Source organism: Pseudomonas sp. Irchel s3h17, assembly GCF_900187505.1.
Taxonomy (GTDB): Bacteria; Pseudomonadota; Gammaproteobacteria; order Pseudomonadales; family Pseudomonadaceae; genus Aquipseudomonas.
This window is the reverse complement of record NZ_FYDL01000001.1, coordinates 382,116-399,074: the sequence shown is the minus strand read 5'-3', so window position 1 is coordinate 399,074 and position 16,959 is coordinate 382,116. Positions and strand designations below refer to the sequence as shown.

The following is a 16,959-nucleotide window of genomic DNA, read 5'->3' as shown; positions in this document are numbered from 1 at the left end:
GCTGGCGTTTCCTGTAGGGGCGCAAAGACAGGTAGCCGGGGCTGGCCCGTGAGGGCCGGCCCGGCAATCACTCAGAGGCCGACGTCCGGCAACTCCGGACGGTTGGCCAGGGCCTTGGCCATGATCCGCTCGACGAACACCCGGTCGGCTTCCGGCAGGGCCAGGCGTGGCGGACGGGTCAGGGCGCTGCCACGACCGGCGATGGCTTCGCACAGCTTGATGCACTGCACCAGGTCGGCGCGGGCGTCCAGGTGCAGGATCGGCATCAGCCATTCGTAGATCGGCATGGCTTCGGCGAAGCGACCGGCCTTGGCCAGGCGGAAGATGGTTTCACCTTCTTTCGGGAACACGTTGGACATGCCCGAGACCCAGCCTTCGGCGCCCACGGCGATGCTTTCCAGCACCACGTCGTCGAGGCCCGCGAACAGCACGAAACGATCACCCACTTCATTGCGCACGTCGATGAAACGGCGGGTGTCGCCGGAGGAGTCCTTGAAGCACACCACGTTGTCGCAGTCGGCCAGGGAAATCAGGATGTCCGGGGTGACGTCGTTCTTATAGATCGGTGGGTTGTTGTAGACCATCAGCGGCACGTCGGCATTCTTGGCCACGTAGCGGTAGTGCTCGGCGGTCTCGAACGGCTTGGAACCGTAGACCAGCGCCGGCATCAGCATCACACCGTCGACGCCGACCCGGCGTACCGCGTTGGCGACCTTGGCCGCCTGCACGCTGGTGAACTCGGCGACACCGCAGATCACCGGCACCCGGCCCCGGGAAGCGTCGACCGCGACTTCGGTCACGGCGATTTTTTCTTCGGCGGTCAGTGAGGTGTTTTCCCCCACCGAACCGCACACCACCAGGCCCGACACGCCGTCACGGATCACGTTGGAAATCACCTGGTGGGTTTTTTCCAGGTTGATCGAGAAGTCATCGTTGAATTGAGTGGTCACCGCGGGGAAGACGCCACTCCAGTTAATGCGCTTGCTCATTGTTGCCTCCGGTTGGTTTATTGTATTTCGTATACGATATTTTAAATGTCGATACTCGGCTAGTGCTTTTTTCAATCAATCAGTGGTTTTTTCAGCCATTGGTCTGGTGGGAACGGTATTTCCCGATTGCGCCGATTCCTGTGGCGAGGGAGCTTGCTCCCTCGCCACAGAAGCTCCGGTTCGGCGTCAGGCGCCGGGCCAAGTGTCGGACAGGCGATAGCCTTGTGGCCACGGATCGCTGGGATCGAGCAGCAACTGGTGGGTGCCGGTGATCCAGGCGCGGCCGGAGATGCACGGGTATATCGCCGGGCGCCCGGCCACTTCGGTCAGCGAGTCGATGCGGCAGTGGAACTCGGAGCCGAGGATCGAGCGGCCGATAAAGCGCTCGCCCACCTGCATCAGTCCCTTGGCCTGCATCACCGCCATGCGTGCCGAGCAGCCGGTGCCGGTGGGGGAGCGGTCGATCTTGCCCGGTTGAATCACCACCGCGTTGGCCCCGGTCGCGATGCCGTTCTCATGCACGATGGGGGCAGCGATCTGGCAGAAGGAGATGTGCGACCACTCAGGGTTCAGCGGATGGACGAAGCCCAGTTGCTCGTTGGCTGCCCGGGTGATTTTCAGCCCGACCGCCACCAGGTCGGCCGCCTCGTCCGGCGCGATGGCAAAGCCCAGGCCCTTGGCGTCGGCGATCACGAAACTGTCGCCGCCGTACGCGGTGTCGACCTGCAATGAGCCCAGGCCTTCGACTTCGATCCACGCATTGAGGCGGTCGGCGAAGGAGGGCACGTTCTTGACTTCGACCCGCTGGACCTTGCCGTCACGGCAGTCGGCCACGACCTCGATCAGGCCACCGGGGGCTTCGAGCACCAGCCGGGTCTGCGGTTCGGTCATTGGCAGGATGCCGCTGTCGAGCAGCACGGTGGCCACGCACAGTGAGTTGGAGCCGGACATGGGTGGGGTATCGGCCGGCTCCATGATGATCCAGGCCATCTGTGCCCTGGGGTCTTTGGCCGGCACCAGCAGGTTGACGTGGCGAAACACCCCCCCGCGCGGTTCGTTGAGTACGAAGTTGCGCAGGGTCTGGTCCTGGGCGATCCAGCGCGACTGTTCCCATACCGTGGCACCGGGTGGCGGTGCAACGCCGCCGACGATCACGTCGCCGACTTCGCCTTCAGCATGGCAGCTGACTACATGGATGACTTTTGATGAACGCATGGCTTAATCCTTCTATCACCTGTTGAGGCCCATCGCGGGCAAGCCCGCTCCCACATTGATCTGTGGCAGCCATCGATTTTGTGTACACCACCCAACCCTGTGGGAGCGAGCTTGCTCGCGATGGTCGCAAGAGCGACGCGTTTATTCAGACTGCACGCGTCATCGTTAACGACCATCGCTGGCAAGCCAGCTCCTACAGGAGGTTTGCGTCGGCCATTGGTTATTTCACTGATTTGAGAAACGCCGCGGTTTCCGCGTGCAAGGGATTGCCAATGACCTGGTCCGGCGAGCCGATCTCGTGCACCAGGCCGTTGCGAAAGAACGCCACGCGGTCGGACACGTCGCGGGCGAAACGGATTTCATGGGTCACCAGGACCATGGTCATGCCGTCTTCGGCGAGCATGCGCATGGTGTCCAGCACCTCGCCCACCAACTGCGGGTCGAGGGCCGAGGTGGCCTCGTCGAACAGCATGTAGTCCGGCGACATGGCCAGGGCGCGGGCAATCGCCATGCGCTGTTGCTGGCCGCCGGAGAGCTTGCCGGGGAAGGTCTTGAGCTTGTCGCCCAGGCCCACGTGGGTCAGCTGCCGGACCGCCAGTTCCTCGGCCTCGGCCTTGCTTTTGCCGAGCACCTTGCGTGGCGCCAGCATCACGTTTTCCAGCACTGTGAGGTGGGGAAAGGCGTTCCATTGCTGGAACACGATGCCGATCTTCTGCCGCAGGCGGTTGAGGTCGGTGGCGCTGTGGTGGACCTCGACGCCGTCGACGCGGATGTTGCCTTTCTGGATCGGCTCCAGGCCGTTGATGCACATCAACAGCGTGGATTTGCCGGAGCCGGAGCCGCCGATGATCGACACTACCTCGCCCTTGTTCACCGTCAGGCTGACACCCTTGACCACTGCCAGGTCACCGAAGGATTTATGTACGTTGTCGATCTCAATCATTTTCTTGCCACCTTCTTTCCAGACGGGCGCCCAGGCGAGCGACCACCAGGCTCATGACGTAGTAGATGAGGCCCGCGATGCACAGCACCAGCAGGGGTTCCTGGATGCGGGTCACGATGGTTTGCGAGGCGCGCAGCAGTTCGACGATGCCGATCCACATCACCAGCGCGGTGTCTTTCATCACACTGAGCACCAGGTTCAGCCAACCGGGGAAGGCCACGCGGGTGGCCATCGGCAGGACGATCCAGCGCAGGTCCTGCAGGTAGCTGAGCCCCAGCGAGCGGCTGGCCCGGCGCAGGGTGAACGGCACCGAGAGCACGCCGCTGCGCACGATCTCGGTGAAGTACGCGGCGGCGTAGACCCCCAGCACAATGCAGCCAACGCTGAAGGCACTGATGTCCAGGCCGACGATGCTCTTGAGCGAGTTGAACAGCACGAACTGGATCAGCAGCGGCACGCTGCGAAACACGTCCAGCACCCAGGCCAGTGGCAGGCTGGCCCGTGGCAACAGGGCGCGCAGCAGACCGAACAGCAGCCCGGCGAAGGAGCCGAGGATGATCGACCAGAACGTCAGTTGTAGCGTGACCCAGGCACCCTCGAGGAGGAACAGCAGGTCATTCATGGAAAAGCCGGTGTTCGACATGCTCACCTCCTCAGTAACGGAACAGCCGCCAGGACATCAGCCGGGCTACCGCGACGATCGCCTTGGCAATCAGGTAATACAGCACCGCTGCAATGGCGAAGTACTCGAAGGTGCGGAACGTCTTGACGTTGTAGTCCTGGGTCACCCCGGTCAGGTCGTTGTTCAGCCCGACGATCACCCCCAGCGAGGTCATGAGCACCGCCCAGACCATCTGATTGGTCAACGGGTAGAACACGACCCGCAGCAATTGCGGGACGATGATCATGCGGTAGGCCTGGAAGGCACTCATGCCCAGCGAGCGTGCCGCCCGCACCTGGGTATCGGGCACTGCCTTGAGGCCACCGCGAAAGTTCTCCGCCAGGTAACCGGCATTGTTGAAGGTGATCCCGGCCAGCAGGGCCAGCCACGAACTGACATGCAGGCCCAGGGAACCCAGGCCGAAATACAGGACGTAGATCTGGAACAGCGACGGGGTGTTGCGGGCGATCGACACCCAGCCGTTGCCGATGCCACGCAGCAGCGGGTTTTTGGTTTCTCGCATCACCGTCAGGGCCAGGGCGATCAGCACGCCGAAGATCATCGACAGCGCCGCGGTCTCGAAGGTGACCAGGGCACCGGCGAGCATGTCCGGCAGGGCACGCAGCGCAGAGCGCCATTGGAAGGTGTAGTCAAACATGCGCGGGGCTCTCAAGGTGGGTGGCAGGTTGCAGCCAGGCCGGCAGGCGCCCGCTGGCGGTAGCGCTGCAGGCAGCGTCGACACATTCGGTGAGGCTGGCGAAGTGCACCGTGCGCCCCACCAGGCCCGGTGCGTAATGGGCGTACTTGCCCGAGTTGGTCATCAAGGTGGTGGCGGCCGGCGGGATCACCGGCTCGCCGAGCATGCACCAGCAGGTGTCGGTGACCAGGGTCGCGCCAAAGGCCTCGATCACCGCGATGTGCCCGGCCGCGCGCGCCTGCTCCAGCACCGCACGGCCGCAGGTGATGGCGAGCACCACCTGCGGGTGCTTGCGCCGACCGCGACACAGCTGCGCCAACCGGGCAAATTCGCTGAGGGAAAAATGCGGATTGCCCAGCGACACCACATCCACCCGGCTGTCGCGGGCGCTGTTGAGCTCGCGCCAACTGACCAGCAGGTCCTCCAGGCGGATGCGGTGCAGCGGTAGGACGGCCTGCGGGTCCAGCACCTGCGCCGGGTCCATGGCTTCCGGGGTGACCCCGGCGATGTGGAACAAGGGCGCGGCGGAGGTGGTGGCGAAGGCCGCGCCGAAGGCTTTCAGGTCGTCCAGGCCAGGCGTGCGCTGTTCCAGCCCGAGCACCAGGGGAATACGGCTCCCCGCCAAACCGCCGATGTGGTAACCCAGCAGCGGGTAGAAGGCATCGTCCAACTCCCCCAGGTCGGGCAGTTCGACGCGCAGCGCCGCTTTGCGCTGCGCGTCCAGGTGGCAGCCAATCAGCGGCGCGCGACCGGTCAGGGCGATGCAGATGTCCAGGTAGTCCGGGTATTTCAGGGTGCGGGCGCCGAGCACGCTGTTGGCGTAGACCACGGCGTTGGACTCGGCCCAGACGATCTGTTCGCCGGCCTTCGGTGCACTGTCGAGCAGGTAGGGGGCGCACGTGAAACTCAGCTGCGCGCCCATTGCCATGTACGCGTCGCCCAAGGCACTGGCCGGTTCCCCGAGGGTCGGGTCAATGCCCAGTTCGCGCCAGCGGCGCTGGTCGACGGAGATCGAATTGAGGGTGGTTGGCACCCGGACCTTTGCTCCCCATTGCACCAGTTGTTCGGCAAAGCGCAGGCTCGCCGGCCCGGTATAGATGCAGCCATCGATGTGGGCCTGGGTGACATCCACCAGGCCGTGGGCACCTTGCAGTTCGGCCATGCGCAGGACGATCTGCATGGCCACCTGGGCGGCCTTGCCCTGCTGGCCGTCGAGCAGCGCCCGGTCGAACCCGGTGAGTTCGAACGAAGGTGTGCCGGCTGCGCCGGGCAATGGCGGCGCAGCTGCCCGCCAGGCATCCTCCGGTGGTTGTGGGAACAGTTTCAGGGCGCCGTCCTCGACCCGGGCGAAGGCCTTGCCGCGCAAGGCGGCGAAGGCCTCCCTGCCGATGCACAGCACCGGCAGGGAACGCTCGAAAATGACCTGGGCCACCAGCACGCCCAGGGTGAGGATTTCATCCGCTTCAGCCAGCACCAGGGCAGCGGGTGCATGACCGTTGCTGATCAACTCCATCAACACACTGCTGCCGGTACAGGAGCCGCGACCACTGGGAATGGCCAGCACCCGGCCGGCCAGGTGTTCACCGCTGAGGGGGTGGTGGCGGTCGATGACTTCCCCGCTGAACGGGTCGACCCCACCCCAGAAGCTCAAGCCGACGTCGGCGAACAACAGGGCGCCCTGTGCGGCGCCCGCGACCAGGCTGCGCCCGGTCAGAGCGGTTGGCCCAGGCATACCGGACATCTCAGTAGTAGACCTGTGGCACGGTCAGGTTGGTAGGCGGGATCTCGGTGCCGACCCATTTGACGAACAGCTCGTTGTAACGGCCGGTACGCACCTGCTGGTTGACGAACAGGTTGAGGTAGTTGAGCAGGCCATACTCGTTGCGCTTGGCGCCCAGGGACACGTAGTCGATCACGTAGGGGGCGTTGCCGGCGACTTTCAGGTTTTTGTATTTGCCCGACTTGAGGGTGGCGGCGGCCACGGTGTTGGTCACCACGGTGGCGTCGATATGGCCTTGGGCGACCGCCAGCAGGGTGTCGTTCTGCGACTGATAGGCGCGGAAGGTGCCGGTGCCCCAGTTCTTCACGTCTTTTTCCAGGGCGATGGCTTCATAGGTGCCGCTGGTGTTGCCCACGGGTTTGCCCTTGAGGTCGGCGAAGCCGTTGATGCCGGTGTTGTCGCGGGTCAGCACCACCATCTGGAAGGCGAAGTAGGGCACGGTCAGGCCGACGGTCTTGGCCCGTTCGAGGGTGTCGGAGGTGGAGGCGACGATCACGTCGGCGCGTCCGGAGACCAGTGCCGGGATACGGTCGGGGAAGGGGGTTTCCACCACTTCGGCATCCACGCCGAGGATCTTCGCCAGGTCGTGGCAGTAGTCCACGTCGAATCCGGCCGGGTTGTTGCCGGCATCGCGAAAACCCATGGGCGGGAAGTCCAGGGTCACGGCGCAGCGCAGCTTGCCGGAACCGATGATGTCGTCGAGCTTGTCGGCCTGGGCGGTGGCGATGAAGGAGGTACTGAGCACAGCGCTGAGGGCTACGGCAAATGCTGGGTTTTTCATAGAGGCCTCGTGGTGGGTGAAGTGCGGTCAGGTATCGTATTGGGGATTTCGTATACGATATTAACAATAGCAATCACTGTGCCTGTTTCCAGGCCGAAGCACGAATAAATTCTCAGGCCTTGAGCTAGAGGCTTTGCAGTGGCGCAGTCGCCGGCAGGGTGGCACCCGGCGCATCGGACGCCCGGTGGTGGGTGTTACATATGGGAGCAGTGGCCGTGCGGGCGCCCCATTCGGGAACACTGGCGGGGCGGAGGCTCAGCGTCGGTTGTCGCGATACTGGCTGGGCGAGAGGCTGGTCAAGGCGCGGAACTGTCGGCTGAAAGCGCTGTGGTCGGTGTAACCGCAGCGCAGGGCGATCTCGGTGATGGGCTGCTCGGTCTCCAGTAACAGCCGCGAGGCTTCCTCCAGGCGGGCCTTGTGAATCATCTGCCGTGGGGTGAGCTGGAACACCCGTTTGCAGTGACGCTCCAGTTGCGCCACGGAGAATCCGGCGATGGCCGTCAGTTCGGCGAGGCTGATGGGCCGGGCGAAGTGGCGGCGGATATGGGCGTCCACCGCCGCCAGTTTCTGGAAGGCCGGGTGACTGGATTGCGGCAGCTGCAAGTCGCGGGAGATGCCGGCCAGGCCGACGATATGACCTTGCCGGTCACGCAGGGCGAGCTTGTGGGTCAGGCACCAGATGGGCTGGTTGCCGTAGTAGAGATGGAGTTCAAGCTGGTCGGCCAGCTCGCGACCGCTGGCCAGCACCCGCCGATCCTGTTCGGTGTATAGCGGGCCGAAGCGTTCGGGGAAGACCTGGTCGGCGGTCAACCCGAGCAGGTCGGCACTGTGCTTGAAGCCGCAACGCCGGGCCAGGGTCTGGTTGACGAAGGCATAGCGGGCCTCGCGGTCCTTGATGAAAAACACCACGTCCGCCAGGGTGTCGAGCAAGGGCGCGATGGGGGCCAGGCTATCGAGCAAGGTCGGCAGGTCGCAGGGCTTGAAGGCGTTGAGTGAGGGGAACATGGCGCCGAGGGTCTGGTGGGGACCCCCGGGATCATAGAGGCTCGGCCGCGTGGCCGAAAGCCCCGGTGGGATTCAGGCCGGCGGAGTGTCGTCCAGGCAGAGCAAGGTCTCGATCCGTGCCGGGCTGAACGGTGGGCGTGGCGTCGAGGGTTGCCAGCCGAACAGGTGCTGCACGGCAGCGCCGCATACCCGGCCCTGACAGGCACCCATGCCGCAGCGACTGGCCAGCTTGGCCTCGCGCCAGTCGGCGTGGCCGGCCAGTGCGGAGTAGGGCACGTCTTCGCAACGGCAGACCAGAGTGTCGGGAGTGGCCAGGGACTTGAGTGGCGCGCCGAGGGTAAACGCTCGGTTCAGTACCTTGGCAAAGCCCTGCCAACGCGCCCGGCGCGGCCACAGGTGCCGGGCCGCGTCCCGGTCCCCGACGGCGGCGTGGCCGGCAATCGCACCTTCCACCAGCGCCAGCTCGCTGCCGCCGAAGCCGGTGCATTCGCCCGCCGCGTAGTGATCGGCACGGCTGCTGGCCTGCCAGGCATCCACCGCCAGGGCTTGCCCTTCGACGGCGCACCCCAGGGCCTGGCCCAATTGGGTGTTGGGGATCAAGCCGAAGCCGCAGGCCAGACGATCACACGCCAGCTCGACGGTTTTCCCGTGTTGTTGCAGGCGCACGCCTTCCAGCCGTTCAGTGCCGAGGGCGGCCAGTACATGGGTGCTGCTTCGGTAGTGACGGTCGAGCAGGGTAAACGACTGCATCAGCTTGTCGGGCCAGCGTGGCAGGTGCGCGGCGAAGCCGGCGACGGCGGCCAGCGAGGCTTGCTCGGCGATGCACAGTACGTGGGCGCCGTTGTGTCGGGCGGTGGCGGCACTGGCCAGCAGCAACGGCCCGCTGCCGGCGATCACCAGGCGTTCGCCCTGCACCGGCAGGCCGCCCTTGATCAGCGCCTGCAGGCCACCGGCCCCGGTCACCCCCGGCAAGGTCCAGCCGGGGAAGGGCAGGAGCAGTTCACGGGCACCGGTACACAGGATCAGTTTGTCGTAGCCGATCAGCCAGCCGCGCTCATCGTCTTCCACCAGCAGTTGTTTCGGGCCGGCGCAGGCGATCACCCGGGTAGCGGGGTGACGGCGGATATTGCGGCAGGCCTGCAGGCGCTCGCGCAGGCGGCGGGCCGGGTTCGGCAGGCTGGCTTGGGGGCCGTCGCGCCAGATCTGCCCACCCGGCAGCGGGTTGTCGTCGAGCAGGACGATGCGTGCGCCACTGGGGGCGGCGGCGAGGGCGGCGGCCATGCCGGCGGGGCCGGCACCGATGATCAGCAGGTCGGCGTAGTCGCTCATGGTCGTGTCTCCACCTGCATGCCGTCACGGCATTGAGTCTGGCAGGCCAGGCGCCGCCGGCCGTCAATGGTCACCCGGCATTCCTGGCAGATGCCCATGCCGCACAGCGGTGCGCGGCGCTGGCCACTGACCGAGGTGCGGCTGCAACCGTCGCCCCCCAGGGCCAGCGCGGCGGCCACACTGGTGCCTTCGGCCACGCGCAGGGCACGACCGTCCAGGATCAAGTCAGGCATACACGGCCTCCCCGAGGAAACGTTGTGGCAGATAAGGTTGCGCGGCCAGTGGCGAGGGCTCGTCGAACAACTGCGCCACCAACAGATCCGCGGTGCCGGGGGCGGTGGTCACCCCCAGGCCTTCGTGACCGACCGCCAGCCACAAGCCCTGGCGTTGCGGGTGCTGGCCCACCAACGGCAAGCCGTCGGGGCTGGCGGCACGAAAGCCGGTCCAGGCACGGATGCCGTTGAGTTGGGCCAGCCCTGGCATGTACTCGGTAGCGCGCTTGAGCATCTTCGCCAGCATCCAGCCCTCGACCTGGGGATCGGTGGTGCCGAACTGGCGCGAGGCACCGATGAACAACTGGCCGGTCGGCCGCGGTTGGATGTTGCAGGCCGTCGACGGGCCGCTGGCAGTGTGGGCGCTGGTGACGTAACCGAGTTCCACCAGCGTGTGGGTAACGGTGCCGGGATAGCGGTCAGTGATCAGCAGGTGGCCTTTCTTCGGTTCGATCGGCAACTCCGGGCACAGCTCGCTGGCCTGGACACCGTTGGCCAGCACCACGGCCTCGGCACTTAGCCAGTGACCGTCGTCCAGGCGCACGCGGTTGCCCTCGACTTCGCCGACCCGCGCCCGGCGTTGGCGGATGTTCGCGTGGTCGAGCATCCAGCGAGCGGTGGCCGGGGCATAGAGAATGCCGTCGCCATGGATCAGCAGGCCGCCCTCCAGGCCCGCACGCAGTTCCGGTTCGCGCTGGCGCAGGGCGCTGGCACCGAGCAACTCGCACGCTACGCCCTGGGCCTGCAGGTTCAGGTATTTGCCCTGGGCCACGGCCATTTCTTCGGCATTGGCCGCCAGCCACAGGGTGCCATTGCTGCGGTAGGCGCAGCCTTCGGGCAGGGATGGGGCGTGTTCGCGCCAGCGTTGCAGGGAATACTGACTCAGGGCCAGTTCGGCCGGGTTATCGTCGAGCACCAGCAAGTGCCCCATGCCAGCCGCCGTGGCGCCGGGCAAACCAGCGTCCAGCACCAGTACGCGCAAGCCGCGAAGGGCCAGGGCCTGGGCACAGGCGGCACCGATGATGCCGGCGCCGATCACGATCACATCGGCCACCTGGCCCTGGCTCATGGGCGAATACCCCAGGCGAACGGGTCGTCCTGCTCGATGATCAGGCTGGCTTCGGCGCTGATGAACGCGCGACCGCGAATGGTCGGCACAATGCGCTCGCCCTGCCGTTCGTAAGAGCCTTCGAACTCGCTGCCGATCACACTGGCCTGGCGCCAGATCTGCCCCGGTTGCAACTTGTCGTCGGCGGCCAGGCACGCCAGTTTGGCGCTGGTGCCGGTGCCGCAGGGGGAGCGGTCGTAGGCTTTGCCGGGGCAGAGCACGAAGTTGCGGCTGTCGGCCTGTTGGTCATCGGCGAACAGTTCGACATGATCGATCAGGCCGCCGTCTTCGCCACGAATACCCTGAGCCTCCAGTGCCTGCTGCACGGCGAAAGTGTAGGCGGTCAGCGCCTCGAGGTTGTCGCCGGCCACCCGCAGGCCATGCTCGGCCATCAGGAAAAACCAGTTTCCGCCCCAGGCGATGTCGCCGACCACCCGGCCGATCCCAGGGACCTCCAGGGCCAGGGCCTTGCGGTAACGGTAGGCCGGCACGTTGCGCACGCTCACCGAATGGTCGTTGTGCAGGGTCGCCTGCACGGTGCCCACCGGGGTCTCGATGCTGTGCACACCGGGGCCGATCCTGCCCAGGTGTGCCAGCGAGGCCACCAGGCCAATGGTGCCGTGGCCGCACATTCCCAGGTAGCCGGTGTTGTTGAAGAAAATCACCCCGGCACAGGCACTCGGGTCCACAGGCTCGCACAGCAGTGCGCCCACCAGTACGTCGCTGCCCCGTGGTTCCAGCACGCAGGCGGCGCGCCATTGATCGTGGTGCTCGGCCAGTCGCTGGCGACGTTCGGCCATACTGCCGCTGCCCAGGTCAGGGAAACCGGCGGTCACCAGGCGGGTGGGTTCGCCGCCGGTGTGGGAGTCGATCACGGTGATGCGTTTCATGGGAGGGCCACGTCCGTTCAGATGAGTGAACGAAAGAGTGGCCTGTCCGGGGGGGCGCCGGCTTGAGGGATTTATCCGGCGCAGATGACGAAATCAGCACAGTGGCCTGGCGGCTCAGTGGCTGTGGGGCAGGTGCTCGAACAGGGTCTTGCAGACCCCGGCAATGTGCTCGTCCAGCAGTTTCACCGCCAGGTCGACGTTACCGGCACGGCAGGCCGCGAGGATTTCCCGGTGCTCGTGATCGGCCCGCTCCTTGCCGGCCGAGAGGCTCATCTGCATGCGCAGGTAGCGCTCCAGCTTGTCATTGACCGAGCGAATCAGGCTGACCAGGAACGGGCGTTGCGCCGGCTCATACAGGCAGGAATGCAGTTCCCAGTTGAGTTCGGCCCAGCGGCCGACGTCGTCCTCGCCAATGAATTCCTGGCAGATGCGCTCCGCGCGATCGAAGGTGTCCTGCGTCATGTTGGGGATGGCCAGGCGCAGCACCTTGTCTTCCAGCAGCATGCGCACTTCGAACATCTGCGCCAGTTCCGCGTCGGAAATCCGCGTGACCATCGCCCCGCGATTGCGCTGGAACATCACCAGGCCTTCAGCTTCCAGGCGCTTGAGGGCCTCGCGCACCGGGATCTTGCTGACGTTGAACTGCCGGGCAATGTCGTCCTGACGAATCGGCTCGTCCTCGGCGAAGTGCCCGGCGACGATGGCGTCACGCAGGTGGCGGGTGATGATTTCCGACGTCGAAGGCGTGTTGCCGAGGTCGGGAGCGTTGAGTCTGGGTAGGTTCACGGTGGCGGTCGTTTGGAGTGAGATACCGATAGGGTATACGAAATTCCTTCTTTGGGCTTCCCGGGCCCGTGGCAACCCTGGATGGTGCATCGCCTTTGCTGACAGCGCAGGCTGCGGCGCACAGGCCGTTCATGCTCCAATAGCGCCCCGCATTGGCGCTCAGCCACTCCCGACTGGAAACCGAGCATGAAGAACACCGCAGCATTGACCCTTGCCTGGATACTCATGGCCGGACTGGCCAGCCCGGTCAACGCGGGGGCGGGGGCGGGGGATGCCCAGGCGGGCGAAAAACTGTTCAAGCGGATCTGCGGCGGCTGCCATCAAGTCGGTGAGTCGGCCCGGGCCGGATTCGGCCCTCCACTCAACGCCATTTTTGGCCGACAGGCCGGCAGCGCCGCCGGCTACCAGTACTCCGACGCGATGAAATCCGCCGATATCGTCTGGACCCGCGACACCCTGACCGCCTACCTCGAAGACCCCAAGGCCGTGGTCCCCGGCACCCGCATGATCTTCTGGGGGCTCAGCGACCAGGAGAAAATCGACAACCTGCTGGCGTATTTGCAGGGCTTTCAGCCGCAGTGATGTGCAAGGCCGTTATCAGCCAGCCACGTGCGCCTGGATCTGCAGTTGGCCATCGATGTCCTTGACCAGTCCACTGGCCACGAACAGCGGCACCAGTCGCTTGTGCAGGTCGGGCTCGACAAATTCCTTGACGGTGTCCAGCGCCAGAATGCCGCTGACTTCCAGCTCGACCTTGGTGTAGGACAGCCAGGCCTTTTTCAGCATCAGCAGGACATCGCTGCCTGAGGTCGAGGCAAAGCGGCGGTTGGTCGGCTGGCCGTCGAAGGTGAAGGTGTGCCGGTGTTCATAGCCCGTCTCGTCGCCTGCGCTGGCGACACAGCGACTGCACGTGCAGGGGCCGTCGCCGAAGGCGGTGCGCAGGTAGCTGTTGAAGTCCACCACGGGCTTGAGCGTCAGGCGCTTGTCCACTTCGAACAGGTCGCCGGTCATATTCTCGTCACTATTCAACGTCCACTTCCTCGCAATCAAACCGTTGATCTTTTTCAGCGCGGCACAATAGCAGCCGAATGGGCTGTGCAGGATTTTTTTGCGGTCGGTCGGCTGACCGGTGCTTATTCATACCAGCAGGCTTTCTGGTCAAGGCAACTGTGTTTCTGCCGGGCAGGTGGCAGTGGTGTGTCCAGAGTGGCGATGGCGATGGAGATCCAGTCGGCATAGGGCCCTTGTGAATTGCGCCAGAACAGCGACGCACCACAGTCGCCGCAGAATTGCCGGGTGACACCGGGGGAGGATTCATACGCCTTGAGCGTGGCGGCGGGGTCAATGAGCGACAACGCCGAGCCGGGTACGCTGCCGTAGGTGGCGAAGGCTGCGCCATGGGCTTTTTGGCATCGGCGGCAATGGCAGTGGGTGATCGCCTTGAGCGCGCTGGATAGCTGGTAGTGCACAGCGCCGCAGAGGCAACTGCCGTGGTGAAGTTCGTCCATGGGGGTGTCCTCAATGTCGTCGCGCTACTGTAGCGTTCAGGTGCCCCCTTGGCGATTGGGGAGCGGCCGGGGCCACTCCCGAGGGCCGGGTTTACTGACGCAGTTTCGCGCAATGGTCCTGTGCCGGTTGCGCGGCGGTGTACCACACATAATCCGCGCTTTCGGCGGTCACGGTCTTGCCGACCTCGGCCAACACCAACACCGCATTGCCTTCGCCCGCTCCCAGGTCTTTCAGGTGCAGGGGCACGCCCAGGTCCTTGCGCACATGGAAGGCCCCGGCCAACAGTACCGCAGGTGTTGGCGCGGCCAGCAGGCGCTCGGCCATGCCTCGGTCACGTTGCTGCTGCACGGCGAGCATCGCCGGCATCTGCGCTTCGGGCAACAGGCCGCAATGGGACTCGCGAATATCGTCCAACAGGGTGGCTTGCACCTGGGGGGCGGTGGAGGCATCGCCGGTAAGCACAGGACGCTGTTTGTAGATCTGCCTGATCTGCGCCCAGTCCAGGTTGGCCGCCAGCAGCGGGTAGGGTTGCCCCAGGGCGTAGGTCACCAGCGCGCCATACGCACTCCAGTCCCAGTTGGCTTGCCAGGCCAGTGCCTGGTAAGGATCGGCCGGTGGCTGGCCGGCACGGGTCGCGGCTTGCGCGGCATCGACCCTGGCCTGCTGGTCGGGGTTGAGCATTTCCATCAGCAGGCTGCCCTGGGGGCGCTGCGCCGCCAGTTCGCGCAGCAGCCACAATTGCAAAGCGTGGTGATCGGGGTTGTCGTGCTGTTCGCCGACCAGTACCCGCGATGCGCTGGCGAGGCGCTCGACCAGTTGCTGCGGGGTGAGAGTGCGGCCGGTGGCGAGTTCACGGATCATTCCCAGGTCGGCGTGGTCACGCCCTTGCGGGGCGATCGGCGCCGGAGGCGGCAGTACGTGATGGGATTGGCAGGCCGCCAACAGGCCGAACAGGCAAAGCAACAGAAGGCGCATCGGTAGTCCTTGTCAGAAAGCGAGTCCCTTGCACCCATGGGGAGGTGGGGGGATTTCAGCGCACGATGATCAGTGGGTGGCCCCGTCCCGCGTACAGCGCACCGGCGCTCGGAAGCTGCGCCAGTGGATCACAGGCAGGGGGTAACCGTCCTGGCGTCACTGTAGAGGGTCACCATAGCGCGCCGCCAGTGTCCCGGTGGTAAACGTCTTCAAGGGCAAGCAGAGCGGCTTTGGCCAGGCGGGGTGCCGATGGTTATGATGGCGCACCCGGATGAAGGACTTCATGCCCGGGATGACCATCCTCGATCACCGCCTGCTCGATGATCTGCGCCGCCATTGCGGGTTCGCCCAGGTTGGCCTCAATCCATCTCAGATCAACACCGGCCCTTGCCATCAGGTTTTCGGGCCGGGAGCGGGAGACGCCCAGCAGTGTATCGCCGGCCTCACCCAATCCTTCGATCAGGGCCTTGCCCAAGCCTTTGCTGGCGCCTATCACCAGGGTTTTCATCGATTGTCTCCTTGACGTGTGGTTGATCCAGGGAAGCGATGCAAGCAGAGGATGCCCAGGCGTGGCAACTCGCCAGCTGTTTCCAGGTGTTTACCGGAGGTCGAGGATCCATCCGCGCCGAGGGTGGGGCGTCGAGGTGACACGCATATTGGCCATTACGATCTCCTTTTGGCCAACCGCCCACTGTGAACCACTGCGCCTGTCAGCAAGAATCAGGAACCGAGCGCGGATTGAGTCGCGTGCGGCGCAATCACCACCACCAGGCTTCAGATCCTCCAGCCCTTGGCCTTGTTCAAGGGTCGCTGCCGTGTACAGAACATAACAACCATCGAACTCACGCCACACTTGGGGAGCCATACATGGACACGATAAAACGCAGGCTGGGTGTCACGCTGTGTGGGCTGACGCTGCTGGCCAGCGCAGTGCACGCCGAACAGCGTGAACTGCGAGTGTACAACTGGGCGGACTACATCCTGCCGTCCGTGCCCAAGGATTTCGCCAGGGACAGTGGGATCAAGGTCACCTGGGACACGTTCGACACCAACGAAGCTCTGGAAGCCAAGCTGTTGACCGGTAACTCGGGATACGACCTGGTGGTGCCGTCGAACCAGTTCATCGATACCCAGATCAAGGCCGGTGTGTTCCAGAAACTGGACAAGACCAGGCTGCCCAACTGGCAGCACCTGGACCCCGAGTTGCTCAAGCTGCTGGACACTAACGACCCCGGTAACCAGTACGGCGTGCCTTACATGTACGGCACCGTGCTGATCGGTTTCAATCCGGCCAAGGTCAAGGCGGCGCTGGGAGAAAATGCACCGGTGGACAGTTGGGACCTGGTGTTCAAGCCCGAGAACATGGAGAAGCTCAAGTCCTGTGGCGTGGCCATGCTCGACTCACCCTCGGAAATCCTGCCGCTGGCCCTGCATTACCTGGGGTTGGACCCCAACAGCCAGAACCCGGATGACTACGAAAAAGCCAAGGCGCTGATGTTGAAGATTCGCCCTTACGTCACCTACTTCAACTCTGCCAAGTACATGACCGACATCGCCAATGGCGATATTTGTGTTGCCATCGGCTACTCCGGCAGCTTCTACCAGTTCGGCAATCGCGCCAAAGAGGCGGGTAACGGTGTGGTCGTCGACTGGCGCTTGCCCAAGGAGGGCGCGCCGATCTGGTTCGACACCTTTGCCATTCCAAAAAGCGCGAAGAATGTCACCGAAGCCCACGAATTCCTCAACACCCTGCTGGACCCGAAAGTCATTGCGCCCATCAGTGATTTTCTCGGTTACCCCAACCCCAACAAAGACTCGCTGGCGCTGATCGACAAACAGATTACAGGCAACCCGGACCTGACACCGACCCGCGAGGCCTTGAAAAAGCTCTATGTCGTGCAACCGCTGCCGCAAAAGCTCGAGCGGGTGCGTACCCGGGTCTGGACCAGCATCAAGTCAGACAAGTAATGCCCGCGCCCAAACCGTTACGCCCTTGGGCGCGACGGTTTGGGCGGGTGT

The 16,959-nt window shown here is 64.7% G+C and carries 19 protein-coding genes; 2 read left to right on the top strand and 17 right to left on the bottom strand.

The features are described 5' to 3' along the window. Positions 1-71 precede the first annotated feature (71 nt). From CKW25_RS01825 to CKW25_RS01760, 13 genes are all read right to left on the bottom strand, one after another. Positions 72-989, bottom strand: a complete 918-nt coding sequence (locus CKW25_RS01825) for a dihydrodipicolinate synthase family protein (RefSeq protein WP_095077304.1) — start codon at positions 987-989, stop codon at positions 72-74. 186 nt (positions 990-1,175) lie between these two features. Then, complete coding sequence (locus CKW25_RS01820) at positions 1,176-2,204, bottom strand: proline racemase family protein (protein ID WP_095077303.1); 1,029 nt, start codon at positions 2,202-2,204, stop codon at positions 1,176-1,178. Between the two features lie 220 nt (positions 2,205-2,424). Next, the gene (locus CKW25_RS01810; RefSeq protein ID WP_095077301.1) at positions 2,425-3,147 is read right to left on the bottom strand and encodes an amino acid ABC transporter ATP-binding protein; all 723 of its coding nucleotides are present in this window, start codon (positions 3,145-3,147) and stop codon (positions 2,425-2,427) included. After that, positions 3,140-3,790, bottom strand: coding sequence for an amino acid ABC transporter permease (locus CKW25_RS01805; protein WP_095077300.1), 651 nt, complete (start codon positions 3,788-3,790; stop codon positions 3,140-3,142). The genes CKW25_RS01810 and CKW25_RS01805 overlap by 8 nt, the downstream gene beginning before the upstream one ends. 10 nt (positions 3,791-3,800) lie before the next feature. Next, positions 3,801-4,466, bottom strand: coding sequence for an amino acid ABC transporter permease (locus tag CKW25_RS01800; RefSeq protein WP_095077299.1), 666 nt, complete (start codon positions 4,464-4,466; stop codon positions 3,801-3,803). Then, positions 4,459-6,237 carry an aconitase X gene (locus tag CKW25_RS01795; RefSeq protein WP_095077298.1) on the bottom strand — a complete coding sequence of 593 codons (1,779 nt, stop codon included), beginning with the start codon at positions 6,235-6,237 and terminating at the stop codon, positions 4,459-4,461. The genes CKW25_RS01800 and CKW25_RS01795 overlap by 8 nt, the downstream gene beginning before the upstream one ends. 10 nt (positions 6,238-6,247) lie before the next feature. Next, positions 6,248-7,066 carry a transporter substrate-binding domain-containing protein gene (locus tag CKW25_RS01790; protein WP_095077297.1) on the bottom strand — a complete coding sequence of 273 codons (819 nt, stop codon included), beginning with the start codon at positions 7,064-7,066 and terminating at the stop codon, positions 6,248-6,250. A gap of 255 nt (positions 7,067-7,321) precedes the next feature. After that, positions 7,322-8,071, bottom strand: a complete 750-nt coding sequence (locus tag CKW25_RS01785) for an AraC family transcriptional regulator (RefSeq protein ID WP_095077296.1) — start codon at positions 8,069-8,071, stop codon at positions 7,322-7,324. 72 nt (positions 8,072-8,143) lie between these two features. Beyond that, positions 8,144-9,400 (bottom strand): FAD/NAD(P)-binding oxidoreductase, encoded by a 1,257-nt coding sequence (locus CKW25_RS01780; protein ID WP_095077295.1) that lies wholly within the window; start codon positions 9,398-9,400, stop codon positions 8,144-8,146. Beyond that, positions 9,397-9,633, bottom strand: a complete 237-nt coding sequence (locus tag CKW25_RS01775; RefSeq protein WP_095077294.1) for a (2Fe-2S)-binding protein — start codon at positions 9,631-9,633, stop codon at positions 9,397-9,399. The genes CKW25_RS01780 and CKW25_RS01775 overlap by 4 nt, the downstream gene beginning before the upstream one ends. Further along, entirely contained in the window at positions 9,626-10,741 is a 1,116-nt protein-coding gene (locus tag CKW25_RS01770; RefSeq protein WP_095077293.1) for an FAD-binding oxidoreductase, read from the bottom strand. Before CKW25_RS01770 ends, CKW25_RS01775 begins: the two co-directional genes overlap by 8 nt. Then, complete coding sequence (locus CKW25_RS01765; protein ID WP_095077292.1) at positions 10,738-11,670, bottom strand: 4-hydroxyproline epimerase; 933 nt, start codon at positions 11,668-11,670, stop codon at positions 10,738-10,740. The genes CKW25_RS01770 and CKW25_RS01765 overlap by 4 nt, the downstream gene beginning before the upstream one ends. A 114-nt stretch (positions 11,671-11,784) precedes the next feature. Further along, positions 11,785-12,456 carry a GntR family transcriptional regulator gene (locus tag CKW25_RS01760; RefSeq protein ID WP_095077291.1) on the bottom strand — a complete coding sequence of 224 codons (672 nt, stop codon included), beginning with the start codon at positions 12,454-12,456 and terminating at the stop codon, positions 11,785-11,787. A gap of 186 nt (positions 12,457-12,642) precedes the next feature. Between CKW25_RS01760 and CKW25_RS01755 the strand changes: the two genes are divergently transcribed. Then, positions 12,643-13,038, top strand: coding sequence for a cytochrome c family protein (locus CKW25_RS01755; protein ID WP_095077290.1), 396 nt, complete (start codon positions 12,643-12,645; stop codon positions 13,036-13,038). 15 nt (positions 13,039-13,053) lie between these two features. On the opposite strand, the gene CKW25_RS01750 is transcribed toward CKW25_RS01755, so the two are convergent. The 4 genes from CKW25_RS01750 to CKW25_RS01735 all read right to left on the bottom strand — a co-directional run bounded on the left by CKW25_RS01750 (position 13,054) and on the right by CKW25_RS01735 (position 15,448). Next, entirely contained in the window at positions 13,054-13,485 is a 432-nt protein-coding gene (locus tag CKW25_RS01750) for a hypothetical protein (protein WP_095077289.1), read from the bottom strand. A gap of 104 nt (positions 13,486-13,589) precedes the next feature. Beyond that, entirely contained in the window at positions 13,590-13,964 is a 375-nt protein-coding gene (locus CKW25_RS01745) for a GFA family protein (RefSeq protein ID WP_095077288.1), read from the bottom strand. A gap of 91 nt (positions 13,965-14,055) precedes the next feature. After that, positions 14,056-14,940 (bottom strand): ChaN family lipoprotein, encoded by an 885-nt coding sequence (locus tag CKW25_RS01740; protein WP_095077287.1) that lies wholly within the window; start codon positions 14,938-14,940, stop codon positions 14,056-14,058. Positions 14,941-15,193: 253 nt separating this feature from the next. Continuing rightward, the gene (locus tag CKW25_RS01735) at positions 15,194-15,448 is read right to left on the bottom strand and encodes a hypothetical protein (RefSeq protein WP_256577902.1); all 255 of its coding nucleotides are present in this window, start codon (positions 15,446-15,448) and stop codon (positions 15,194-15,196) included. A 359-nt stretch (positions 15,449-15,807) separates the two neighbouring features. On the opposite strand from CKW25_RS01735, the gene CKW25_RS01725 reads away from it, so the two are divergent. Next, positions 15,808-16,908 (top strand): polyamine ABC transporter substrate-binding protein, encoded by a 1,101-nt coding sequence (locus CKW25_RS01725; RefSeq protein WP_095077285.1) that lies wholly within the window; start codon positions 15,808-15,810, stop codon positions 16,906-16,908. Positions 16,909-16,959 lie beyond the last annotated feature (51 nt).

Bases quoted from the DNA above. Each gene is read 5' to 3' on its own strand.
- CKW25_RS01825 (WP_095077304.1), bottom strand. From the start codon at position 989: ATGAGCAAGCGCATTAACTGGAGTGGCGTCTTCCCCGCGGTGACCACT.
- CKW25_RS01820 (WP_095077303.1), bottom strand. From the start codon at position 2,204: ATGCGTTCATCAAAAGTCATCCATGTAGTCAGCTGCCATGCTGAAGGC.
- CKW25_RS01810 (WP_095077301.1), bottom strand. From the start codon at position 3,147: ATGATTGAGATCGACAACGTACATAAATCCTTCGGTGACCTGGCAGTG.
- CKW25_RS01805 (WP_095077300.1), bottom strand. From the start codon at position 3,790: ATGTCGAACACCGGCTTTTCCATGAATGACCTGCTGTTCCTCCTCGAG.
- CKW25_RS01800 (WP_095077299.1), bottom strand. From the start codon at position 4,466: ATGTTTGACTACACCTTCCAATGGCGCTCTGCGCTGCGTGCCCTGCCG.
- CKW25_RS01795 (WP_095077298.1), bottom strand. From the start codon at position 6,237: ATGCCTGGGCCAACCGCTCTGACCGGGCGCAGCCTGGTCGCGGGCGCC.
- CKW25_RS01790 (WP_095077297.1), bottom strand. From the start codon at position 7,066: ATGAAAAACCCAGCATTTGCCGTAGCCCTCAGCGCTGTGCTCAGTACC.
- CKW25_RS01785 (WP_095077296.1), bottom strand. From the start codon at position 8,071: ATGTTCCCCTCACTCAACGCCTTCAAGCCCTGCGACCTGCCGACCTTG.
- CKW25_RS01780 (WP_095077295.1), bottom strand. From the start codon at position 9,400: ATGAGCGACTACGCCGACCTGCTGATCATCGGTGCCGGCCCCGCCGGC.
- CKW25_RS01775 (WP_095077294.1), bottom strand. From the start codon at position 9,633: ATGCCTGACTTGATCCTGGACGGTCGTGCCCTGCGCGTGGCCGAAGGC.
- CKW25_RS01770 (WP_095077293.1), bottom strand. From the start codon at position 10,741: ATGAGCCAGGGCCAGGTGGCCGATGTGATCGTGATCGGCGCCGGCATC.
- CKW25_RS01765 (WP_095077292.1), bottom strand. From the start codon at position 11,670: ATGAAACGCATCACCGTGATCGACTCCCACACCGGCGGCGAACCCACC.
- CKW25_RS01755 (WP_095077290.1), top strand. From the start codon at position 12,643: ATGAAGAACACCGCAGCATTGACCCTTGCCTGGATACTCATGGCCGGA.
- CKW25_RS01745 (WP_095077288.1), bottom strand. From the start codon at position 13,964: ATGGACGAACTTCACCACGGCAGTTGCCTCTGCGGCGCTGTGCACTAC.
- CKW25_RS01740 (WP_095077287.1), bottom strand. From the start codon at position 14,940: ATGCGCCTTCTGTTGCTTTGCCTGTTCGGCCTGTTGGCGGCCTGCCAA.
- CKW25_RS01735 (WP_256577902.1), bottom strand. From the start codon at position 15,448: ATGAAAACCCTGGTGATAGGCGCCAGCAAAGGCTTGGGCAAGGCCCTG.
- CKW25_RS01725 (WP_095077285.1), top strand. From the start codon at position 15,808: ATGGACACGATAAAACGCAGGCTGGGTGTCACGCTGTGTGGGCTGACG.